Consider the following 19,860-nt stretch of genomic DNA (forward strand, 5'->3'; position numbering starts at 1 on the left):
GCAAGCCCGTGCGGCAATCGCCCGAAAGGATGATTTGCGTGAAATGCGCGGCCTAGCGCACGATTCCCAATTCCCGTGCCCGCGCCACCGCGTCCCCGCGCCGCTTGGCGCCGAGCTTTTCGAGCAGTCGCGCGACATGGGTCTTCACGGTGTTCAAAGATACGCCGAGCCGGTCGGCGATCTCCTGGTTCGAACGGCCGGCCAGGATCTGCTCAAGCACTTCCAGCTCGCGCGCCGAGATGCCGAGCGTGGCGACTGCCTCGGGATTGCCGTCGAACGGCCTTGCGCGCGGCGCGGCGATCACCCTGGCGCCGACATAGATGCCGAGCGCCAGGAAGCCGGTGGCGATCAGAAAGATATAGACATCGCCCGAATGCGTCCGCGCGAACCGCTGATAGTCGAGCAGCTGCAGCGCCAGCGTCCCCGCCGCCAGCACCGCCCCGTATAGTAACGTTCGCCTCCACATCGTGCCCGAACCTAACATGCCGCGAGCGGCAGGCTAGAAGGGATCGGCTTTTGGAATTCGGAGCTCGGTTCCGGTTTCCTCGTCATCCCGGACTTGTTCCGGGGTCCATCGAGCGGCTGCGGGAAAGGCTGGAACCTCTTGCCCATCCTTTGCGGTACCGTGGCCCCCGGAACAAGTCCGGGATGACGGATGGCAAAAAAGGCATGGCTCGAAAGACGCCAAATAACGATCGGTTCTAGGCCCGCCTGAGCGTCGCGCTCCAGGCATAGCCGCGATAGAGCGGCGTGAACTCCAGGCCCAGATCCTGCTCCTGGGCGATGCGCTTGAGCACCGCGGGCAGTTCGCGCCGGGGGAAGACGTGGAAATCGTTGAGCGACTTGAAGTGCAACCGCTTGGCGAAGCCCGGCAGCCGCTCATATTGCCCGAAATCGACGATGTGCAGGCTGCCGCCCGGCGCAAGCGCCGCGGCGCCGAGCGCGATCGCCTCCTGCCAGGGCGGGATCATCGACAAGGTATAGCTCATGAACACCCGGTCGACCTTCTCAAGCCCGAACAAAGTCTGGATGTCGAAATTGCCGGCATCGCCCTGGGCGAGCGTGATCTTGTCCGACAGCCCTTTCTTCGCGACCGACTTGCGCGCCGTGTCGAGCATCGCCTCGCTGATGTCGAAACCGTGGAAGCGTGCATTCGGCCATTTCTGCGCCGCCCTGATCAGGTTGCGCGCGGTGCCGCAGCCGACCTCGAGCACCGTGCCCCCAGGCGGAGGCGCGAGCCGGCGGACCAGCCGATCACGCCCGAACAGGTAGAATTTGCGGGTGAAATCGTAGAAGTGCCGATGGAGACCGTAGACGTCGTCCATCAGCGACTTCTGGTCGCCCCCCTGATTTCCACTCATGCGTGGGGCTTCAGCGTCCAGAGGTGCGTCGCGCCATAGACCGAGGAGCGGTCGCGCTTGGTCCAGTCCTCGCGCTGTTCCTGCGAGGCATATTCCCACTGGTCGAGGATCGCCGCCGGGATATGGCCGGCCACGACGTCCGGCACCGCGGCGGTGCGATAGAGCACGCGCGCGCCGGGCTTGGCGGTGCGGGTGATCTCGGTCCAGATACGGGTGAGTTGCTCGTCGGTCATCCAGTCCTGCGCATCGAGCAGGATATAGCGGTCGAGCGACTGGGCCGGCATCGACTCAAGATAGTCGGCGTAATTGGTGTGGCGGACTTCGACGCGGTCGGCGCGGTCACGCACCGTCTCGTAGTTCTTCGCCTGGAGATAGGGCGGCAGCGGCGCATCCGCATGCTCGCCATAGCCCCGGCCGAAAGCCTGCCAGGCGTAGTAATTGTCCTTGATGTCGAAATCGCAGGCGAGCTTGCGCAGCCGGCTCTTGAGCGCACCGGTGATGCCGCCGGCATCGTCGACCTTGAGTAGGTCATACTGCGCGGGCGGGATGCCGAAGCCGAACAGAGCAGCGGGCTGATCGACCAGCCAGCGCAGGAACTTCTTCTCGAAGAAGGGCGCGAACTTGGTCTCGAAGATCTCGCGCTGCTCCTCGATATTCTTGGCGCGCAGGATCTCGCTCGGGTCGATCTTGTACTTGTGCGCCATCTTGTGGACGAAGCCGATCAGCCGGCCGAGCAGACCCTGTTTGTAGAAGCCGGTCTTGAAGCCGTTGATCCGGCGCACGCCGTTGGGCGCGCGGCTGTCCCAATAATCGCGCGACTTGTCGTCGAGATGCGGGCGGATGAATTCCTTGTACGCATCGATATTCTCGGGCCGGTTGGCTAGGCCGAAGAAGCGGTGGAACGCCGCATAATCGGGTAGGTGGATCGCCGCCTGCTTCTTGAGATTGTTGAGCGCGATATGCGCCGGGTTCAGATCGACCGCGGTAATCGCCTTGGGGTTCGCGACCAGATAGGAATAGACGTTGCAGCCGCCCGAAGCGATCGCGACGACATGGCTGTCGGGCGTGATCTGCAGCGCCTCCATGTCGACATCGGGATCTTCCCAGATCTGGGCATAGACCAGCCCTCGGAAGGCGAAGGTAAAGGCCCGCTCCAAAATGCCCTGTTTGGTGAGGTGCTCGTGGCGGTGCACCGCGCCGCGCACGGCGACGTTACGAGGCGTCTTGGCAACTGAACCCATCATTGACTCCTGGAGGGGGGCCCGCGCTCTGCATCGAGCAAGCGAGCGCCCTAGTCCTCACATGTGACAAAACCTTTGCAGCCTTGTGCCAGGAGTCGGCGGAAATCAATCCTTGGTCATGCTGCCCGCTTCCGGCCAATCGGTATCTCCCACGCGGGTGAGCGTCATGGTGAAGAAGCGGCGCGGCGGCTGGCCGGCGGCAACGTAATCGCCCACCTCGGTCCATGTGCCGTCTGCGAGCGTCGCGGTGTAGCGGATCGTCGCGGGACCGGCGGGAATCTCCCATTTATAGCCATTGTCGCTTGGCGTGAGCTGGAACTTGCCGGAACGCCCCTGGGCGCTGCTGGTCATCCAATAAGTCTTGGTCGCCGGATCATAGGTGACGACGCCGAAGGCGTGGAAACCGGTGCTGCCATCGGCATTGTACCCCTTGCCCTCGATCACCTTCAGCGAGCCATCGAGAAAGCCACCGATCCGCTCGGTTTGCGTTACCTTGTGCTCGCCTTGCGGCGACTGGCTGACCGCGGGACCGCGCCATTTGCCGTTCATCCAATCGAGCTTCTTCATCGCCTCCTGCTGCGCGGCGATCGCCGCCATGTCGGCGCCCTGAGCGAGAGCCGCTGCGGGCAAGCAAAGCGACAGGGCCAATGCCGCGCTGCGCGCGAAAAATCGAAACATGCGAAACCTCCTGATCGCGAGTTGTCGGACCGGGCGGCGCATGGCAGCGTGCCGCGATGCCCGCCACCCGGTCCGCCCGCCTAAGCCCCGCCAAGCCTGTCGCAGCCAAGCGCGGTTTCGCGAAGCGCGCCGGCGGCTTCGCGAAACGTGCCTGGCCCCGAGGACCGGTGCCGGGCTTTCCGCTGCTGTGGATTGCGTGCGCCGCAGCGGCGGGGCTGATGATCGTCACCGGCGGATTCAACACGAGCGTGCTGCCGCTGGGCCAGCGCACAGCATTCTGGCTGCTGCTGATGGGCTGGAACGCGCTCAAATGGCAGATCCTGTTCGCAATGTTCGTGCGCAAGCCGATCGACTGGCCGCGCGTCTCGCTGATCGGCACGATCCCGCTCAACCTGCCGCTGCCGTTCGAGATCGCCGGGATTGGACGGCTCGTCGGCGTGGAGATGACGGCGATGCCGGTGGACGTCTGGCTGCGCGCGCTGGCGATCAGCGCGGTGATCTTCGCGGTCTGCGCCACGGTCGCCTGGGTGTTGCTGAACCGCGCGCCGAAAGCGGTGCCGCCGCCCGCCGACGGGCTTCTCGCCCGTGCCCGCGTCGCGCCCGAAGCGCTCGCCGCGATCGAGGCCGAGGATCATTATTGCCGCGTCCATCGCCGCGACGGACAGAGCGCATTGCTCCATTACCGCTTCGGCGACGCGCTCAAGGAAGTCGCCACCATCGACGGCGCGCAGGTCCATCGCGGCGCCTGGGTCGCCGCCGGAGCGATTGCCGGGGCGCGGCGCGAGGGGCGGCGCTGGCAGCTCCTGCTTGCCGACGGCACCACCCTGCCGGTCAGCGCCACCCACGCCCCCGAGGCCCGGCGCCGCGGCTGGCTGCGGAGCGCCTAGCGCGAGCCGTTGTCGATCGCGTTGCCGGTATCGTCGACCGCACCGGCCACCGTGTCTCCGACCTTGTCCACCGCGTTCTCGAGCGCGTCGCCGGCCCTGGCCGCGCCGTTATCGATCCGGTCGCCCGCCTTGTCGGCGGCATTGTCGAGTGAGTCGCCGGTGCGCTCCATCGCGCTGCTGACATTGTCCTGCGTGCTCTCCGAACAGGCGGCGCCGCCAAGCAGAAACAAAGGCAAGACGAGAAACTGTTTGCGCATTTCGGGCTCCTTCATAGTCGTCTTGTCTAGCCAGCCGGGTCCGTCGGGCGTAGGGAGCGCGGCATGTCACGCCGCATCGCCATCGCCTCGGATCATGCCGCTTACGCCATGAAGGCCGAACTCGCCGAATGGTTGCGTGCCCAGGGTCACGACGTGCTCGACCTGGGGACCAACGGACCCGAGAGCGTCGACTATCCCGATTATGGCTATCGCCTGGCCGGCGCGATCGAGGACGGCCGCGCCGAAACCGGCGTGGCGCTGTGTGGGTCGGGCATCGGCATCTCGATCGCGGTGAACCGCAACCCCGCCGCCCGCTGCGCGCTCGTCTCCGAGCCGCTCTCGGCCAGCCTTGCGCGCCAGCACAACGATGCCAATGTCATCGCGCTCGGCGCGCGGTTGATCGGCACCGAGATGGCCAAGGCGTGCGTCACCGCCTTTCTCGAAACCGAATTCCTCGGCGATCGCCACCAGCGCCGCGTCGACAAACTGAGCCAGCTCGAAAGGAGCCCCGCATGAGCACCAACCCAGTCACGGCGGGACTCCAGCCCGACGGCTTCTTCACCACCGGCCTGGCCCAGGCCGATCCGGCGGTGTTCGCCGGCGTCGCGCACGAGCTCGACCGCGAGCAGCACCAGATCGAGCTGATCGCCTCCGAGAACATCGTCTCCAAGGCAGTGCTCGAGGCGCAGGGCTCGGTCTTCACCAACAAGTACGCCGAGGGCTATCCCGGCAAGCGCTATTACCAGGGCTGCCACCCGTCGGACGAAGTCGAGCAGCTCGCGATCGACCGCGCCAAGCAGCTGTTCGATTGCGGCTTCGCCAACGTCCAGCCGCATTCGGGCGCGCAGGCGAACGGCGCGGTGATGCTGGCGCTGACCAAGCCCGGCGACACGATCATGGGCCTGAGCCTCGACGCCGGCGGCCACCTGACCCACGGCGCCAAGGCGGCGATGAGCGGCAAATGGTTCAACGCCATCCAGTACGGCGTCGATCCCGACACGCACCTGATCGATTTCGACCAGGTCGAGCGGCTGGCCAAGGAGCATCGCCCCAAGCTGATCATCACCGGTGGCTCGGCCTATCCGCGGATCATCGATTTCGCCAAGTTTCGCGCGATCGCCGATGAAGTCGGCGCGATCTTCATGGTCGACATGGCGCATTTCGCGGGCCTAGTCGCGGGCGGGGCGCACCCCACGCCGTTCGGCCACGCGCATGTCGTGACCACCACCACGCACAAGACGCTGCGCGGCCCGCGCGGCGGCATGGTGATGACCGACGACGAGGCGATCGCGAAGAAGATCAACTCGGCGGTGTTTCCGGGTCTCCAGGGCGGCCCGCTGATGCACGTCATCGCCGCCAAAGCGGTCGCGTTCGGCGAGGCGCTGCGCCCCGACTATAAGAGCTACATCGCCGCGGTGGTCGAGAACGCCAAGGTGCTGGCGGCGACGCTCAAGGAGCGCGGCGCCAACCTCGTCTCGGGCGGCACCGACACGCATCTGGCACTGGTTGACCTCAGCCCGCTGGGCGTAACCGGCAAGGACGCCGACGAGGCGCTCGAGCGCGCCGCGATCACCTGCAACAAGAACGGCATCCCCAACGATCCGCTGCCGCCGGTCAAGACCAGCGGCATCCGCGTCGGCAGCCCGGCCGGCACCACGCGCGGCTTCGGCACGGGCGAGTTCCGCGAGATCGGCAACATGGTCGCCGACGTGCTCGATGGCCTGCGCAAGAATGGCGAGCAGGGCGATGCCCAGGTGGAAGCCGCGGTTCGCGAGCGCGTCCGCGCGCTGTGCGCGCGCTTCCCGATCTATCCGGAGCTGTAATTGCGCTGCCCCTTCTGCGGAAATGAAGACAGCCAGGTAAAGGATAGCCGCCCCACCGAAGACGGGGCGGCGATCCGGCGGCGGCGGCAGTGCGAGGCCTGCGCGGCGCGCTTCACCACCTTCGAGCGCATCCAGCTGCGCGACCTGACCGTCGTGAAGAGCGGCGACCGGCGCGAGCCGTTCGAGCGCGACAAATTGGTGCGTTCGGTCTCGACCGCGGCGCGCAAGCGCCCGGTGACCGCGGCGCAGATCGAGCGCCTCGTCTCGGGCATCCAGCGTCAGCTCGAGACCCAGGGCGACACCGAAATCCCGTCGCAGCGGATCGGTCAATTGGTGATGGAGGGGCTGAAAGGCTTGGATTCGGTCGCCTATATCCGCTTCGCCAGCGTCTATAAGGACTTTCGCGAGGCGAAGGACTTCGAGGAATTCGCGGGCAATGTGAACGAGGTGGGCGGCGAGACGAGGAACGGGGGATGAACCCGGTCATCGTCCTCGTCCGGCCTCAGCTCGGCGAGAATATCGGCAAGGCTGCGCGCGCGATGCTCAATTTCGGGCTTACCGAGATGCGGCTGGTCTCGCCCCGCGACGGCTGGCCCAATCCCTCCGCCGGCCCCGCCGCGAGTGGTGCTGACGTGGTGCTGGAGCGCGCGACGGTGTTTGAAAGCGTCGCCGACGCGGTCGCCGATTGCGCGCAGGTCTATGCCACCACGGTGCGCAAGCGCGGCGTGACCAAGCCGGTGGTGACGCCCGAGGAAGCCGCGCGCGACGTGCGCGCCGCGAGCGGTCGTTCGGCGATCCTGTTCGGACCCGAACGATCAGGACTGGACACCGACGATGTCGCGCTCGCTCGCACGATCATCACTGTGCCGATCAATCCCGAGTTCGGCTCGCTCAACCTGGCGCAGGCGGTGATCCTGGTCGCCTATGAATGGTCGAAGGGCGCGCAGCTGGCGAGCCCGCCGGCGACCGAGCTCGAACCGCCCGCCCCGCAGGACGAGCTGGAGGGCATGATCGGCCAGCTCGAGGCGATGCTGGAGCATTCGGGCTATTATTTCCCGCCGGACCGCGTGCCCACCACGCGCCGCACCTTGCGCACCATGCTCACCAAGCCGGGCTGGACGTCGCAGGAGCTACGTACTTTCCGGGGGGTATTGTCCGCTTTGCGGGGCAGGAAACTTCACAGAAACGAATAGATGGTTCGTCGCGTCCTGACACATCTTTGTCGACGAGCTTCTTTTCGCACCTGCAAAAAATAGCTATGCGGTCGGCGTTTGGTTGGAGACTTTTACATGCGTTTCGTTTCGTTGCTTGCCCTGTTGACCGTCGCCGCACCTGCCCTTGCCCAGGAGGCACCCGCCCAGCAGACCGCCGCCCCCACGGCCGACCAGACCAAGGACGACAAGCCGATCTGCCGCCGCCAGGCGGTGACGGGCTCCAATTTCTTCAAGCGCGAATGCCATACCAAGGCCGAATGGACCGTGATTCACGCGCGTGATGCAGCAAACGCCGAGCGCGCGCTCGACCAGCGCCGAGCAGGCAGCACTCGCGGAGATTAAGTCCGGCGCTCAGCGCCGATCGAATTTCTCCAGTTCATAGGCGATCGAGGCCTCGACCAGCCGATCCCAGAGATCGGCGATCGGGGCCTCGGGTATGCCGGCGGCTCGCGCATGTGCCCGCACATTCTCGATCACCTGCGCCTTGCGCGCCTCGTCGCGCACCAGGCCGCGCTCCGGCTTGATGCGGGCGGCGGCGTCCATATAGCCGAAGCGGCGCTGCAATAGTCCGATCAACGCGCGGTCGACCGCGTCGACGCCGGCGCGGACTTCGGTCATGCTGGTGCAGTTCTGGGGATCGATCGTATCGTGCATGCGGGCTCCCTTGGCGGGAGCCCGCGCCGCTGTCCAGCTTGACACTCAGGCACTTGGCCGCTAACCGCGCGCCTTCGCAATGGCCCCGCACTCCGGTGAAGTGGTGGCCCTGCCCTCCTCGAGAGACCAGCAGGCGGATACCGGAAACAACGTTGTTAGCAATTGCAAAGGATTACCAATGTCGAAGCGCAGCAGCGCCAAGCATAAGCTCGACCGGCGTATGGGCGAGAACATCTGGGGTCGCCCGAAGAGCCCGGTCAACAAGCGCGAATATGGCCCCGGCCAGCACGGCCAGCGCCGCAAGGGCAAGATGTCGGACTTCGGCATCCAGCTGCGCGCCAAGCAGAAGCTCAAGGGCTATTACGGCGACATCACCGAGAAGCAGTTCAAGCGCTCGTACGAAGATGCGTCGCGCATGAAGGGCGATACCGGTCAGAACCTGATCGGCCTGCTCGAGATGCGCCTCGACATGATCGTCTATCGCGCCAAGTTCGCGCCGACGATCTTCGCCGCACGCCAGCTGGTCAATCACGGCCATGTCCGCGTCAACGGCGAGAAGTGCAACATCGGTTCGCGCCGCATCAAGCCCGGCGAGGAAGTGTCGCTGAGCCCCAAGGCGCAGGAAATGGCGCTGGTGATGGAAGCGCAGAGCCTGTCCGAGCGCGACATCCCCGATTACGTGGTGCCGGACGGCGCCTCGAAGATCACCTTCACCCGCGTGCCGACCCTCGACGAGGTTCCGTATCCGGTGAAGATGGAGCCGAACCTGGTCGTCGAGTTCTACTCGCGCTGATCGGTTTCCCGGCAAGAAACAAGGGCGGTCCCGCGGGGCCGCCCTTTTTCTTTGCGGGTCAGAACCCCATCGAGCTGTGCAGGAAGGTATCGATGCGATCGAGCATCTTCGCGCGGACGTCGCTGTCGTCGAGCTGGTGGTCGAGCCCCTTATACTCGATGAACTCGACCTTGCCGCCAGCACCGCGGATCTTGCCTTCCATCATCCGCGATTGCCGGATTGGGACATTGATATCCCGGTCCCCGTGGAAGATCAGCACCGGTGCCTTTATCTTCTCAGCATTCTGCGCCGGCGAGCCTTCCTTCAGTAGCGCACCGCCGTTGACGAAATCATCGGCTACGCTGTCGCCCATCGATTCCTTCATGTCCGCCCGCAGCGTCGCGAGATCGGTCACGGGCGCAATCGCAACGACTGCCTTGAACAGGTTCGAATCGAGCACCGAGGATTGCAGCGCGGCATAGCCGCCATAGGACCAGCCGACGATCGAGAGCTTGCTGGGCGCGGCAATGCCCTGCGCCACCAGCCAGCGCCCGCCGTCATTGACGTCGCCGATCGCAGTGCGCCACGACTTGAAGCCGTTCTGCTTGAACCAGCGCTCGCCGAACCCGCTCGATCCGCGATAATTGGGCTGGAGCACGGCATAGCCGCGGCTGGCGAAGAATTGCGACAGCCAGTCGAAGCCCCATTCGTCACGTGCGGTGGGGCCGCCATGCGGCATCACTATCGCGGGAAGATTCTTGCCGTCGCTGCCCGGCGGCAGCGTGAGATAGCCGGGTATGCTGGTGCCGTCGGCCGCCTTGAAGGTGATCGGCTTCACGGTGGCCAATGGCCTGCCCGAAAGCTGCGGCCGCACCGGGCTGACCTCGGCCATCTTCTTGGTCGTCCGGTCGAGCAGGTAATAGCGGCCGGGGTCGGTGTCGCTGCCGGCGAACAGCAGCAGCGTCTTCTCGTCCACGCTGGCATCTGAGAAATAGACGAGCGGCAACCCGGGCAACGCCTTGGACAGCGAAGCGGAGAGGGCTTTCAGCTCCGGATCGAAGAAGCTCACCTGACGCTTGTCCGTCGCGAAGCTCACACCCACCACGCGCTGCTGGCGCCCGATCCGCACCAGTCCGTCGATATCGACATCATCGCGCGAGAAGACCAGGTCCTTCTTCATGCTGCCGTCGAGAGCGACCTTGTACAGCGCCTTGCGCCCGGCGAGATCGTCAAACCCATAGGCGACGTTCAGATTGCGATCGACGGCATAGGGATTGAACCCCTCGGAAAGATAGCCGGTGTACTTGACCTTGCCCAACGGCAGCCATTCGCGGCTTCCCGGCTTGCGGAAGAGGTAGCTGACCTCCTTGCCCGCATAGCCGCTGCTCTTGACCGGCTGGACGCCCATGATGCGCGCCTCGCCATGGCCGTCGGTAATGAACTCGCCGGCGGTCGGTCGCGGCGCTTCGACCATGGTATGCTTGAGCGTCACGGTGTCGACGCGATCGACCCCCAATCCCTCGCGGCGCTGCGCCACCAATTGCTTGCCGACGCTCGCCTCGGGCACATAATAGCGCGCCATCAGCACGGTGCTGCTGTTGGTGTCGGGCAGCCAGTCCAGGATGCCGCCGCCATAATAGGCCTCGTAGAGGCTGTCGCTGCCCTGCGGTGGAGTCAGTTCCTTGATATGCGTGCCGTCGTCGTCGATCGCGATCACGCGGCTCATTCCCACCAAATCGTCCCGGCGATCGAGGATCATGAAGAGGTTGCAGACCAGCCGGGTCGGCGTCGACCATGCGCAGGAAGTGAGCTTGTCGGGCTCGCCGCCCAGCTGCAAGATCGCCTTCAGTCCGCTGCCGTCCGGTTTCGAAACCAGCAGCGCGGTGCCGTGCGTGCCGGCCGGCACGATGATCGCCACGCGCTTGCCGTCGGGCGACAGGCTGATGTCCTGAATCCCTTCGCGCGCGCCGAACAATTTGGCCTCGGTGCTCTGCGCCTGCGCCACCGAAATCGACCAAAGCGACGCACACAGCGCCGCCATCACCCTGATCCGCATGAAACCCCCCAAAAAATCCCCGTTGCGAACAGCATAACGGGGACTTTTAGCGCGGCAAGGACGATCAGCGGCGAACTGCTGCCAATTTGGCGCGGGCGAAATCGATGAAGGTCGGCCAGTTGTCGCGGTTGTTGTGCCCGCCCTGATGCTGCCGAAAGCCAATCGGGCCGCGCAATGTTGCGGTGAGCACGGGCGGGAAATCGGTGCGCTCGATCTTTCCGGGATTGCCGAGCAGCACTTCCCAGGCGGGCGAAGCCGCGACGGCGGCAAGGAAGCTGCCCTTGGGATCGACCCAGCCGTCACCGGTCTCGACCGTGCCCGCGCCGATGAAGATCGGCCGCGGCGCGGCCAGCGCGATCAGCATGTGCGCGTCGACCGGAAGATCGAACTCGGTGCGCGGCCCGGCATAGTTGAGGAAATTCCCGGCGAACCAGTGATATTCGCCGCCCGCCGCGAGGTTGCCGATCCGCTCGCCGAAATTGCGGCGATAGAGCGCCGCGCCCCCCGCGCCCGACGACCCGATGAAGCCGATCGCGAAGCGCTGGTCATAGGCCATCGTCACCAAAGCCGCCTTGCCGTAACGCGACAGGCCCTCGACGCCGACACGGCCGGCATCGATCGCGGGATCCCTGCCCAGCGCATCGAGCGCGCGGCTGGCGCCCCAGGCCCAGGCGCGCAGCACACCCCAATCGTCGGGCGTGCGGGGCTTGCCGCGCAGCGAGATGCCGATCACGCCGTTGGCCAGCCCCGCGCCATTGTCGGCCTGGATCGAATTGGCGACGACCACCGCATAGCCAAATCCGGCCTGGAGCAGCTGATCAGTATAAGGCGGCCCCGGATCTGGCGCGCGCGGCGGGCCAGGGAATTTGAAGCCTTCGGGAAAACCGAACGACAGGATCAGCGGCAGTTTGACCTTCGCGTCCGCGGGCATGGTGTAGCGCAGCGCGATCCTCGCCGACGCCTGGGGCCAGGCCTTGTTGTCCGCCACGCCTTCGAGCCAGCGCTTGACGACGGGCATGCCCGCCTCGGTCGCGCGCTCCTCCTTGACCGTGCGCCAGGTGATCGCGGGCGCGGTGGCGGGGACGCGGCCATAGACCTCGCGGTCGAACAGCTCGACGATCTCGGCACGGCGGCGCTGCCACAATTCAGGGCTGGTCACCGGCGTTCCGTCGGACAGGCGCATCAGCTCGGGCAACGTGTAGCTGCCGGTTTTCGCCTCGTCATAGTTGGCGGCGTTGGGCGCGGTGGGATTGAAGCCGTCGGCGCCGGGGCGGGTATCGGCGATATGGAGCCGATCGAGCATCGCGCGGCGATCGGCCTCGCTGGCGCGATTGTCCTGCTGCGCGGATGCGGGAAAGCCGGAAGTCATCAGCAATGCCGCCAGCAGAAACACCGTCCGCATCGCGTCTCTCCCGTCATGGTATCGCTATCAAGCTGCCGCACCCGCCTTCCCTGCGCAAGCCTTGCGGCAAGCCGGAGCCGCTGCCAATGTCGCGCCACTTTCCTTGACCGGAGTCTGCCATGCGCCTTGCCTTCGCCGCCGCACTTCTGCTCGCCAGCACCTCTGCCCAAGCGCAGACTGCGCCGGATATCTCGGTCGACACGCTGAAGGAGGTGACGAAGACCCTGTCGTCCGACGCGTTCGAGGGTCGCGCGCCCGCGACGCCGGCCGAGGACAAGACGGTCGCCTATATGATCGAGCGGTTCAAGGCGGCGGGGCTGCAGCCGGGCAATCACGGCAGCTGGGTGCAGGACGTGCCGCTGGTCCAGATCACCGCGAGCAACGTGGCGCCACTCACCTTCACCGGCGGCAAGACGCCGGTGTCGCTCGCCTATCGCAAGGACACGGTGCTCGGCACCTATCAGGTGGTGCCGCATGTCAGCGTCAAGGACAGCGATGTCGTCTTTGTCGGCTATGGCATCAACGCACCCGAGCGCGGCTGGAACGACTATGCCAGCGTGGACGTGAAGGGGAAGACCGTCGTCATCCTGGTCAACGATCCCGACTGGCAGATGATGACGCTCGACGGCCCGTTCGGCGGCCGCGCGATGACCTATTATGGCCGCTGGACCTACAAGTTCGAGGAAGCCGCGCGCCAGGGCGCCGCGGCGGCGATCATCATCCACGATACCGAGCCTGCCGCCTATCCCTGGGGCGTTGTCGAATCCTCCTGGACCGGGCCGCAGCTCGAGCAGGATACGCCGGGCGATCATATGGACCAGTCCAAGGCGATCGGCTGGATCCAGCAGGACAGCGCCAAGGCCCTGTTTGCTTCCGCCGGCAAGGACTACGCCGCACTGATCGAGGCAGCGAAGCACAAGGGCTTCAAGGCGGTGCCGCTGGGCGTGAAGGCGTCGGTAAGCTGGGACAGTGCGATCCGCCGCCAGGCATCGAAGAACGTCATCGGCATCCTGCCCGGCACCGCGAAGCCCGACGAGGTCGTCCTCTATTCGGCGCATTGGGATCATCTCGGCCACTGCGCCCCGGTGAAGGGCGACGATATCTGCAACGGCGCGCTCGACAATGCCTCGGGATCGGCGGCTCTGGTCGCGCTGGCCGAGGCGCATGCCAAGGCGGGCCCGGCCAAGCGCAGTCTGGTCTTCCTGTCGGTCACCGCCGAGGAATCGGGGCTGCTTGGCTCCAAATTCTATGCCGAGAACCCGGTCTATCCGCTCGCCAAGACCGTCGGCGGGGTCAACATGGACGGGATCAACATCATCGGGCCGGCTAAGGATTTCGTGCTGGTCGGCGTCGGCAAGTCCGAGCTCGAGGACATGGTGAAACCCTTCGTCGCCGCGCAGGGCCGCGTGATCGTCCCCGAGCCCTCGCCCGAAAAGGGCGGCTATTACCGCTCCGACCATTTCAGCTTCGCCAAATTGGGCGTGCCGATGCTCTATGGCGAGAGCGGCGAGGATCTGGTCAAGGGCGGCAAGGCCGCGGGTCATGCGGCTTCCAAGGACTATACGACGAACCGCTATCACAAGCCGCAGGACCAGTATGATCCCAACTGGGATTGGAGCGGCGGCATCCAGGATCTGGCGATCTATTACGGGCTCGGCCGCCAGCTCGCCGAAGGATCGGCCTGGCCCAACTGGTATCCGACCGCCGAATTCCGCGCGGTGCGAGACAAGAGCCGCTTAGGCCAGTAAAGGCCCGCGCATGACTCTCCCTCCTCCTCCCGAATGGGCACCGCATAGCGCCGTCTGGATCGGCTTTCCGAGCCACCGCGATCTGTGGGTCGAAGACCTGGAACAGGCCCAGACCGAGGTCGCCGCCTTTGTCCGCGCCGTCCATGCCGAGGGACGCGGCGAACAGGTGATCCTGGTCGCCGCCGACGAGGAGGCCGTCAAGGCGGCCGAAGTGCTGGTCGGCCCGGCGGCGCGGGTGGTGCGCGAACTGTTCGGCGACATCTGGCTGCGCGACACCGGTGCGATCCTCTCGGGCGACGGCGTCGCGCAGGATTTCGCGTTCAACGGCTGGGGCGCCAAGTACGACCTCGAAGGTGACGACGATATCGGCCTGCGCCTCGCGCGGCGCGAGCATCTCCAGGTCGTGCGCCACGGCTGGATCCTCGAAGGCGGCGCGATCGACGGCGACGGCACGGGTCTCGCCGTCACGACCGAGCAGTGTCTGCTCAACCAGAACCGCAACCCCGGGCTGAGCAAGGCCGAGGTCGAGGCGCGTCTCGCCGCCGATCTAGGCTATACGCGCGTGCTGTGGCTCGGCGACGGGCTGGTCAACGACCATACCGACGGCCATGTCGACAATCTCGCGCGCTTCATCGGCGAGAACCGGCTGCTGATCCCCGAGGCGACCGACAACGATCCGAACTGGCGAGTCTATCAGGATGCCGCGCTGCGCGCGCAAGCGTTCGGCGTCGAAGTCGTCCGCTTCCCCTCGCCCGGCCGCGTGATCGCCGACGAGGAGGTCATCCCGGCGAGCTATATGAACTTCTATATCGGCAATGCCGCAGTGGTCGTCCCGCTCTATGGCCAGGCCAACGACGATGCCGCGGTCGCCGCGCTGAAAGAGCTATTTCCGGATCGCAATATTGTAGGCCAGCGCGCCGATCATATCTTGACCGGCGGCGGGAGTTTCCACTGCATCTCGCAGCAAATTCCGCGCTTCTGAGGAACGAGATGACCGAGATCACCGTCGGCGCGCTGCAGCTCGCCTTTTCCAACGATATCGACGCGAACATCGCGCGCGTGTCCGAGATGGTCCGGGAGGCCGCGGCCAGGGGCGCGCAGGTCGTGCTGCCGCCCGAGCTGTTCGAGGGCGAGTATTTCTGCCGCGTCGAGGACGAGGGCCTGTTCGCCAATGCCAAGCCGACGGGCGAGCACAAGGCGGTGCTGGCGATGCAGAAGCTCGCCGCCGAGCTCAGGATCCACATCCCGACCAGTTTCTTCGAGGCCGACGGCCCGCACTATTACAACAGCCTCGCGATGATCGGTCCGGACGGCAAGGTCGCGGGCGTCTATCGCAAGAGCCACATCCCCGACGGCCCCGGTTACGAAGAGAAATTCTATTTCCGCCCCGGCAATACCGGCTTCAAGGTGTGGGACGGCCCCGAAGCGGCCGGGCGCGCGAAGCTCGGCGTCGGCGTATGCTGGGACCAATGGTATCCCGAGACCGCCCGCGCGATGATGCTGATGGGCGCGGAAGTGCTGTTCTACCCCACCGCGATCGGCAGCGAGCCGCATGACGACAGCCTCGACACCGCCCGTTTGTGGCGCCGCGCGATGGTCGGCCACGCCGTCTCCAACGTCGTGCCCGTCGTCGCCGCCAACCGCGTCGGCACCGAGCACGGCCAGACCTTCTATGGCACCAGCTTCATCACCGACGAGCGCGGCGATATCCTGGCCGAGCTGGACCGCGAGGAGGAAGGCGTGATCACCGCGACGCTCGATCTCGATCGGGTCAAGCGCCACCGCGCCGCGTTCGGCTTCTTCCGCGACCGACGGCCGGAACTGTACGGAAGGCTGGTTCAGGACATCTAGGAGGCCCGGTCATGGACGACGAACTCCCCGACGCGAGCAAGCTTACCAAGTCGAAGCAGCGCTGGGCGAGCGAGGGCAAGTTCCTCACCGGCCATGTCTCGCGCCCCGAATCCGAGCGCCTGCCGCCCGGCCAGCACCTCGTTCGCGACTGGCCGATCCTCGATCTCGGCAAGCAGCCCGATATCGCGCGCGAGCGCTGGCGGCTGGAGATCAAGGGGATGGTCGACAGGCCTGTGGCGCTCGACTGGGCCGCGTTCATGGCGCTCCCCCAGACTCGGCTGTCAAGCGACATCCACTGCGTCACCACCTGGTCGCGCTACGACAATGACTGGCAGGGCGTGCTGACCCGCGACCTGCTCGAGCATGTCCAGCCGCGCGACGAGGCCGGGTTCGTCATGCTCCACGGCTATGACGGCTACACCACCAACGTGCCGCTTGCCGATTTCGCCACGCCTGACGCGATGCTGGTGCATGGCTGGCAAGGCAAGCCACTGGCGCGCGCGCACGGCGGACCGGTGCGCGTGGTGATCCCGCACCTCTATTTCTGGAAGAGCGCCAAATGGGTGCGCGGGATCGAGTTGATCGGTGCCGACAAGCCCGGCTTCTGGGAGGTCAACGGCTATCACATGCGCGGCGACCCCTGGGCGGAGGAGCGCTACAGCTAGAAGCGCCCAGCCTCAGCGCTGCTCGCGGCCGACATTCTCGCGGATCATCACCGGCTTGTCGCAGCCATTCTCGCGCCGAAGCACCGGATGATATTGGTTGGCGAGCGGCTCCTGCGCGAGGGTCCGCGGGCGCACCGCCTTGGCCGGCGCGCCGGGCTTGCCAGCATATTGCGTCTTGGCGTCCTGGCATTGCGCGACGGGAGCCTGGGCCTCGGGTGTCGGGTTCTCTTCGCCGTCACGCGCCATGGCGGTTGCGGGCAGAAGAGCGAGAGCGAGCACAAGAATACGCATGAGCAGTCCCCTTCACATGTCCGGCGAGCATAGCAGGTCGACGCGCCGTGCGCGACTGTGTCAGCGCGGAAGATTGGGCCGCAATTCCAACGCCCGGGCGAACACCGCTTCGAACATGTCGGGCGTCAGCCGGCCGGTATTCTGGTTGTAGCGCGAGCAGTGATAGCTATCGATCAGCAGCTGGCCGTTCGGCATGCGATGCGCGGCGAGGTGTGCGAAGCGCGCCTTGGGTAGCTTGCCGCCCATCACCTTGACCGCCGACTGGTGCGCGATCTGGCCGAGCGCGATCACCACCGGCGCCGTGAGCTGGGGTCCAAGAAAATCGCGGCAGGCATGGATCTCGGCGGGGACCGGCTTGTTGCCGGGCGGCAGGCAGCGCACCGCATTGAGGATCACCACGCCGTCCGGCTCGCCGTTCCGGGCCAGCCCGAACTTCTCCAGCGTCGCGAACAGCAGATCGCCCGAGGCGTCGCCGGTAAAGGCGCGCCCGGTGCGGTTGGCGCCATGCCTGCCGGGGGCGAGGCCGACGACGGCCAGCCACGCGTCCGGATCGCCCAGCGCGGGAACCGGCGCGTTCCACCAATCGGGCTGCTCGGCGCGCAGTGACTCGCGCACCGCGACGAGGCGGGGGCAGCGCGGGCAATCGCGATGGGGCTCGGGGCTTGGCGCACGCATGGCGGCGGGATAGGCCGCGAAGTGTGACGAGAACAAGCTATGCGATCGCGATCGGATCGAATCGCCGGGGACGCCATGGCGGTCCCGAGCGCGAAGTCACCGCGGCGATCGCGGCGCTGGGCAATGTTTCCGCACAATCGCGCATCATCCATACGCCGCCGCTCGGCCCCTCCAACCGCCGCTTCGCCAATGCCGTCGTGACGCTGGCGAGCGACGAGCAACCGCCTGCATTGCTCCGGCGATTGAAGGCGATCGAACGCGATTTCGGGCGGCGGCGCGGGCGCATCTGGGGTGCGCGGGTGATCGACCTCGACATCATCCTGTGGTCGGGCGGTGCCTGGGGGGACAACCACCTCATCGTGCCCCATCCCCGCTTCCGCGAACGCGATTTCGTGCTCATGCCACTCCTCCAGGTCGCGCCCAGCTGGCGCGATCCGATGAGCGGGCTTAGCGTGCGCCAACTCGCGGCAAGGCTGAGGAGAAAGACATGCACGCGCTGATCGCATTGATGCTGGCCACCACCGCGCCCGACGACAATTTGGTCGCCTTTGCCGACGCGTTCGACCGCGCCCAGCTGACCCAGGACCGCGCCGCGATGGAGCGGATGATCGCCGACGACCTGGTCTTCATCGACGGATCGGGCAGGCGGCAGGGCAAGAAGGAATTCATCGAGGGCTGGATGACGCCGGGTGACCGTTATGACCCGCTGGTGCTGGTCGATCGGGTGATCGTCCCGCTCGGGCCCGATGCCGGGGTGGTCAATGCCGAGACCAACCTGACCGGCATCAGCGGCGGCAAGCGCTTCGCCAGCCATTTCCGCTATGCCGACAGCTTCCGCCGCATTGGCGGCAAGTGGCAAGTGGCGCATATCCAGGTGACTCGCGTGGCTGCGAGCCAGCCATAGTTGACCCGCCGGACCCCCGCCCCTAGGTGAGCCCGCGGTGTGGGTCCGTAGCTCAGTCGGTAGAGCAAGCGACTTTTAATCGAGAGGTCCCGGGTTCGAGCCCCGGCGGACCCACCATTTCTCTGTGAGGCCGCATTATAACTGCGCCTCAGGCGCATAAACCTGCTCCTCGCTTCTAGGCTAACCGGTGTGGCCGCTAACGACCAAAAGCGGACGTCATATGGATCGCCGCCAACGGCGTGTTTTGGCCCGGAAAGAGGCAGTCGGTTTTTGGGCGAGCAATCCGAAAACCGGACGTACTTTTCGTAAAACCCAACCGCGACGATTTGAGCGCAGATCGCCCACACGGTCGGCCGTCGGAACTAGAGAAAATGCGATACCGTCGATAACAGCCGGTTACCGCAGGCAGAGCTTGAGGAGTCCAATGTACCGGTCGAGCTCGAATCAGGCGCGACCTCATCGTACTACCTCCTGCGATGCCCCAAGACGCGAATGACTGTTCGCGCGGTAGGGTCTCTAGAACCCTTGCCCAGCGACAGCCGCAGCGTCGCCGACCTGCTGCCCTCGCCGAACTGCCCGGTCAGATCCGCGCCGAGGGTCCAGCCGCCGGTCTCGAGTCCGATGCCGAGTGCTGGCGACAACGAATCGCGCAGCCAGCCGGTGTCGCCGATGCGATAGGCGAACCCGGCGAGGTCGGCATAGTCGAGGAACTGACTGCTGCCATTCTCGAACTCGTGCCGCCATTCGAACCGCGCGCGCGGCTTGAGGATGCCGGCGCTCGTATCGATGCGGAGCGAACCGCGGAAGCCGATCACGCTTGAGAAGGACGTCAGGTCGCGCTCGCTGAACTTGAGGTTGTAAAGCCCAGCGCCGCTCTCGCTGAATGCATGCAGCGTCGCCGCGATATATTCGGCCCGCGCATAGGCCGAGAACACGCTCTTCTCGCCATCATGGTCCACGCCCAGTGACAGCGAGCCGAAGCGCATCATTCCGTCGCGGCTGCCCGTTGCCAGCTGGCTGTTGACCGCGATGCGACGGGTGGAGAAGTCGAGCCCGCCGACGCCGGCGACACCATCGATAAAGGTGCCGTCGAGCGGCCGCGCGCTACCATAGACCGCGCCGATCCAGCTGCGGCCGGTCAGGCGCGCTTGTTCGTCCTCGCCGATATTGGTGCGCTGGCCGCAATAGCCGCCGCCCAGGCCGAAGATCGCTCCGTCGCCGAGTTTGAGGTCCGCGCCGGCGCTGAGGCCGGAGGTGGTCATCGACAGGCGTGCCCGGCCGCTGGTCGCGTCGCAGATACCGACCTGGATCGCCCCGCCGCTCCAGATCGCGAGCGAGCCCTTGGCGCGGCCGCCTTCGTCGCCGACATCCATGTTATACA

Annotated in this window: 24 protein-coding genes and 1 tRNA gene; 14 read left to right on the forward strand and 11 right to left on the reverse strand. The window is 65.9% G+C overall.

Annotated features, from left to right (window positions below; translation table 11 throughout):
* Positions 1–52 precede the first annotated feature (52 nt).
* The 4 genes from IAG41_RS16860 to IAG41_RS16875 all read right to left on the reverse strand — a co-directional run bounded on the left by IAG41_RS16860 (position 53) and on the right by IAG41_RS16875 (position 3,280).
* Complete coding sequence (locus tag IAG41_RS16860; RefSeq protein ID WP_316251180.1) at positions 53–436, reverse strand: response regulator transcription factor; 384 nt, start codon at positions 434–436, stop codon at positions 53–55.
* A 265-nt stretch (positions 437–701) separates the two neighbouring features.
* Entirely contained in the window at positions 702–1,361 is a 660-nt protein-coding gene (locus tag IAG41_RS16865; protein WP_187729823.1) for a class I SAM-dependent methyltransferase, read from the reverse strand.
* Complete coding sequence (locus IAG41_RS16870) at positions 1,358–2,602, reverse strand: DUF3419 family protein (RefSeq protein WP_187729824.1); 1,245 nt, start codon at positions 2,600–2,602, stop codon at positions 1,358–1,360. Before IAG41_RS16870 ends, IAG41_RS16865 begins: the two co-directional genes overlap by 4 nt.
* Before the next feature lie 105 nt (positions 2,603–2,707).
* Entirely contained in the window at positions 2,708–3,280 is a 573-nt protein-coding gene (locus IAG41_RS16875; RefSeq protein ID WP_262408736.1) for a DUF1579 domain-containing protein, read from the reverse strand.
* Positions 3,281–3,336: 56 nt separating this feature from the next.
* Here IAG41_RS16875 and IAG41_RS16880 point away from each other — a divergent pair, with 56 nt between their 5' ends.
* Positions 3,337–4,167 carry a LytTR family DNA-binding domain-containing protein gene (locus IAG41_RS16880; protein ID WP_187729825.1) on the forward strand — a complete coding sequence of 277 codons (831 nt, stop codon included), beginning with the start codon at positions 3,337–3,339 and terminating at the stop codon, positions 4,165–4,167.
* Here IAG41_RS16880 and IAG41_RS16885 read toward each other — a convergent pair.
* The gene (locus IAG41_RS16885) at positions 4,164–4,424 is read right to left on the reverse strand and encodes a hypothetical protein (protein ID WP_187729826.1); all 261 of its coding nucleotides are present in this window, start codon (positions 4,422–4,424) and stop codon (positions 4,164–4,166) included. The two genes, IAG41_RS16880 and IAG41_RS16885, sit on opposite strands and share 4 nt — an antisense overlap.
* A 63-nt stretch (positions 4,425–4,487) precedes the next feature.
* Between IAG41_RS16885 and rpiB the strand changes: the two genes are divergently transcribed.
* The 5 genes from rpiB (at position 4,488) to IAG41_RS16910 (ending at position 7,803) form a co-directional block, all read left to right on the forward strand.
* Entirely contained in the window at positions 4,488–4,940 is a 453-nt protein-coding gene (gene rpiB / locus IAG41_RS16890; RefSeq protein WP_187729827.1) for a ribose 5-phosphate isomerase B, read from the forward strand.
* The gene (gene glyA / locus IAG41_RS16895; protein ID WP_187729828.1) at positions 4,937–6,247 is read left to right on the forward strand and encodes a serine hydroxymethyltransferase; all 1,311 of its coding nucleotides are present in this window, start codon (positions 4,937–4,939) and stop codon (positions 6,245–6,247) included. Before rpiB ends, glyA begins: the two co-directional genes overlap by 4 nt.
* Positions 6,248–6,724 carry a transcriptional regulator NrdR gene (nrdR, locus tag IAG41_RS16900; protein WP_187729829.1) on the forward strand — a complete coding sequence of 159 codons (477 nt, stop codon included), beginning with the start codon at positions 6,248–6,250 and terminating at the stop codon, positions 6,722–6,724.
* Positions 6,721–7,440 carry an RNA methyltransferase gene (locus tag IAG41_RS16905; protein WP_187729830.1) on the forward strand — a complete coding sequence of 240 codons (720 nt, stop codon included), beginning with the start codon at positions 6,721–6,723 and terminating at the stop codon, positions 7,438–7,440. The genes nrdR and IAG41_RS16905 overlap by 4 nt, the downstream gene beginning before the upstream one ends.
* A 96-nt stretch (positions 7,441–7,536) precedes the next feature.
* Positions 7,537–7,803 carry a hypothetical protein gene (locus IAG41_RS16910; RefSeq protein ID WP_187730151.1) on the forward strand — a complete coding sequence of 89 codons (267 nt, stop codon included), beginning with the start codon at positions 7,537–7,539 and terminating at the stop codon, positions 7,801–7,803.
* Positions 7,804–7,812: 9 nt separating this feature from the next.
* On the opposite strand, the gene IAG41_RS16915 is transcribed toward IAG41_RS16910, so the two are convergent.
* Positions 7,813–8,115 (reverse strand): chorismate mutase, encoded by a 303-nt coding sequence (locus IAG41_RS16915; RefSeq protein WP_187729831.1) that lies wholly within the window; start codon positions 8,113–8,115, stop codon positions 7,813–7,815.
* Positions 8,116–8,293: 178 nt separating this feature from the next.
* Here IAG41_RS16915 and rpsD point away from each other — a divergent pair, with 178 nt between their 5' ends.
* A complete protein-coding gene (gene rpsD / locus IAG41_RS16920) occupies positions 8,294–8,908 on the forward strand; it encodes a 30S ribosomal protein S4 (protein ID WP_187729832.1) in 615 nt (204 codons plus the stop codon).
* A gap of 58 nt (positions 8,909–8,966) precedes the next feature.
* Here the strand turns inward: rpsD and IAG41_RS16925 are convergent, their stop codons facing one another.
* Positions 8,967–10,943, reverse strand: coding sequence for an alpha/beta hydrolase family protein (locus tag IAG41_RS16925; protein WP_187729833.1), 1,977 nt, complete (start codon positions 10,941–10,943; stop codon positions 8,967–8,969).
* A 64-nt stretch (positions 10,944–11,007) separates the two neighbouring features.
* Positions 11,008–12,345: a hypothetical protein gene (locus IAG41_RS16930; protein ID WP_222950748.1), complete on the reverse strand. Its 1,338-nt coding sequence runs from the start codon at positions 12,343–12,345 to the stop codon at positions 11,008–11,010.
* 119 nt (positions 12,346–12,464) lie between these two features.
* On the opposite strand from IAG41_RS16930, the gene IAG41_RS16935 reads away from it, so the two are divergent.
* Genes IAG41_RS16935 through IAG41_RS16950 form a run of 4 tightly spaced genes read left to right on the forward strand, consistent with a single transcriptional unit; the run spans position 12,465 to position 16,609 of the window.
* The gene (locus tag IAG41_RS16935; RefSeq protein ID WP_187729834.1) at positions 12,465–14,093 is read left to right on the forward strand and encodes a M28 family metallopeptidase; all 1,629 of its coding nucleotides are present in this window, start codon (positions 12,465–12,467) and stop codon (positions 14,091–14,093) included.
* A gap of 10 nt (positions 14,094–14,103) precedes the next feature.
* Positions 14,104–15,075, forward strand: coding sequence for an agmatine deiminase family protein (locus IAG41_RS16940; RefSeq protein ID WP_187729835.1), 972 nt, complete (start codon positions 14,104–14,106; stop codon positions 15,073–15,075).
* A gap of 8 nt (positions 15,076–15,083) precedes the next feature.
* Positions 15,084–15,944 (forward strand): N-carbamoylputrescine amidase, encoded by an 861-nt coding sequence (aguB, locus tag IAG41_RS16945; RefSeq protein ID WP_187729836.1) that lies wholly within the window; start codon positions 15,084–15,086, stop codon positions 15,942–15,944.
* Between the two features lie 11 nt (positions 15,945–15,955).
* Positions 15,956–16,609, forward strand: coding sequence for a sulfite oxidase-like oxidoreductase (locus IAG41_RS16950; RefSeq protein WP_187729837.1), 654 nt, complete (start codon positions 15,956–15,958; stop codon positions 16,607–16,609).
* 12 nt (positions 16,610–16,621) lie between these two features.
* Here the strand turns inward: IAG41_RS16950 and IAG41_RS16955 are convergent, their stop codons facing one another.
* Positions 16,622–16,900, reverse strand: a complete 279-nt coding sequence (locus IAG41_RS16955; protein WP_187729838.1) for a hypothetical protein — start codon at positions 16,898–16,900, stop codon at positions 16,622–16,624.
* A 60-nt stretch (positions 16,901–16,960) separates the two neighbouring features.
* A complete protein-coding gene (locus IAG41_RS16960; RefSeq protein ID WP_187730131.1) occupies positions 16,961–17,575 on the reverse strand; it encodes a uracil-DNA glycosylase in 615 nt (204 codons plus the stop codon).
* 23 nt (positions 17,576–17,598) lie between these two features.
* Between IAG41_RS16960 and folK the strand changes: the two genes are divergently transcribed.
* From folK to IAG41_RS16975, 3 genes are all read left to right on the forward strand, one after another.
* The gene (gene folK / locus IAG41_RS16965; RefSeq protein WP_187729839.1) at positions 17,599–18,075 is read left to right on the forward strand and encodes a 2-amino-4-hydroxy-6-hydroxymethyldihydropteridine diphosphokinase; all 477 of its coding nucleotides are present in this window, start codon (positions 17,599–17,601) and stop codon (positions 18,073–18,075) included.
* Positions 18,063–18,479: a nuclear transport factor 2 family protein gene (locus IAG41_RS16970; protein WP_187729840.1), complete on the forward strand. Its 417-nt coding sequence runs from the start codon at positions 18,063–18,065 to the stop codon at positions 18,477–18,479. Before folK ends, IAG41_RS16970 begins: the two co-directional genes overlap by 13 nt.
* 41 nt (positions 18,480–18,520) lie before the next feature.
* Positions 18,521–18,596, forward strand: a tRNA-Lys gene (locus IAG41_RS16975).
* A 347-nt stretch (positions 18,597–18,943) separates the two neighbouring features.
* On the opposite strand, the gene IAG41_RS16980 is transcribed toward IAG41_RS16975, so the two are convergent.
* Positions 18,944–19,852, reverse strand: coding sequence for an autotransporter outer membrane beta-barrel domain-containing protein (locus IAG41_RS16980; RefSeq protein WP_187729841.1), 909 nt, complete (start codon positions 19,850–19,852; stop codon positions 18,944–18,946).
* Positions 19,853–19,860: the final 8 nt, after the last annotated feature.

The organism is Sphingomonas sp. JC676 (genome assembly GCF_014489075.1).
Lineage (GTDB): Bacteria > Pseudomonadota > Alphaproteobacteria > Sphingomonadales > Sphingomonadaceae > Sphingomonas.

Coding starts and splice junctions, on each gene's coding strand:
- IAG41_RS16960 (WP_187730131.1), bottom strand. CDS start 17,575: ATGCGTGCGCCAAGCCCCGAGCCCCATCGCGATTGCCCGCGCTGCCCC.
- IAG41_RS16980 (WP_187729841.1), bottom strand. CDS start 19,852: ATGGATGTCGGCGACGAAGGCGGCCGCGCCAAGGGCTCGCTCGCGATC.
- IAG41_RS16950 (WP_187729837.1), top strand. CDS start 15,956: ATGGACGACGAACTCCCCGACGCGAGCAAGCTTACCAAGTCGAAGCAG.
- IAG41_RS16915 (WP_187729831.1), bottom strand. CDS start 8,115: ATGCACGATACGATCGATCCCCAGAACTGCACCAGCATGACCGAAGTC.
- IAG41_RS16870 (WP_187729824.1), bottom strand. CDS start 2,602: ATGGGTTCAGTTGCCAAGACGCCTCGTAACGTCGCCGTGCGCGGCGCG.
- IAG41_RS16910 (WP_187730151.1), top strand. CDS start 7,537: ATGCGTTTCGTTTCGTTGCTTGCCCTGTTGACCGTCGCCGCACCTGCC.
- IAG41_RS16905 (WP_187729830.1), top strand. CDS start 6,721: ATGAACCCGGTCATCGTCCTCGTCCGGCCTCAGCTCGGCGAGAATATC.
- IAG41_RS16885 (WP_187729826.1), bottom strand. CDS start 4,424: ATGCGCAAACAGTTTCTCGTCTTGCCTTTGTTTCTGCTTGGCGGCGCC.
- IAG41_RS16875 (WP_262408736.1), bottom strand. CDS start 3,280: ATGTTTCGATTTTTCGCGCGCAGCGCGGCATTGGCCCTGTCGCTTTGC.
- aguB (WP_187729836.1), top strand. CDS start 15,084: ATGACCGAGATCACCGTCGGCGCGCTGCAGCTCGCCTTTTCCAACGAT.
- IAG41_RS16930 (WP_222950748.1), bottom strand. CDS start 12,345: ATGCGGACGGTGTTTCTGCTGGCGGCATTGCTGATGACTTCCGGCTTT.
- IAG41_RS16970 (WP_187729840.1), top strand. CDS start 18,063: ATGCACGCGCTGATCGCATTGATGCTGGCCACCACCGCGCCCGACGAC.
- rpiB (WP_187729827.1), top strand. CDS start 4,488: ATGTCACGCCGCATCGCCATCGCCTCGGATCATGCCGCTTACGCCATG.
- glyA (WP_187729828.1), top strand. CDS start 4,937: ATGAGCACCAACCCAGTCACGGCGGGACTCCAGCCCGACGGCTTCTTC.
- IAG41_RS16865 (WP_187729823.1), bottom strand. CDS start 1,361: ATGAGTGGAAATCAGGGGGGCGACCAGAAGTCGCTGATGGACGACGTC.
- IAG41_RS16935 (WP_187729834.1), top strand. CDS start 12,465: ATGCGCCTTGCCTTCGCCGCCGCACTTCTGCTCGCCAGCACCTCTGCC.
- rpsD (WP_187729832.1), top strand. CDS start 8,294: ATGTCGAAGCGCAGCAGCGCCAAGCATAAGCTCGACCGGCGTATGGGC.
- IAG41_RS16925 (WP_187729833.1), bottom strand. CDS start 10,943: ATGCGGATCAGGGTGATGGCGGCGCTGTGTGCGTCGCTTTGGTCGATT.
- IAG41_RS16940 (WP_187729835.1), top strand. CDS start 14,104: ATGACTCTCCCTCCTCCTCCCGAATGGGCACCGCATAGCGCCGTCTGG.
- IAG41_RS16880 (WP_187729825.1), top strand. CDS start 3,337: ATGCCCGCCACCCGGTCCGCCCGCCTAAGCCCCGCCAAGCCTGTCGCA.
- IAG41_RS16955 (WP_187729838.1), bottom strand. CDS start 16,900: ATGCGTATTCTTGTGCTCGCTCTCGCTCTTCTGCCCGCAACCGCCATG.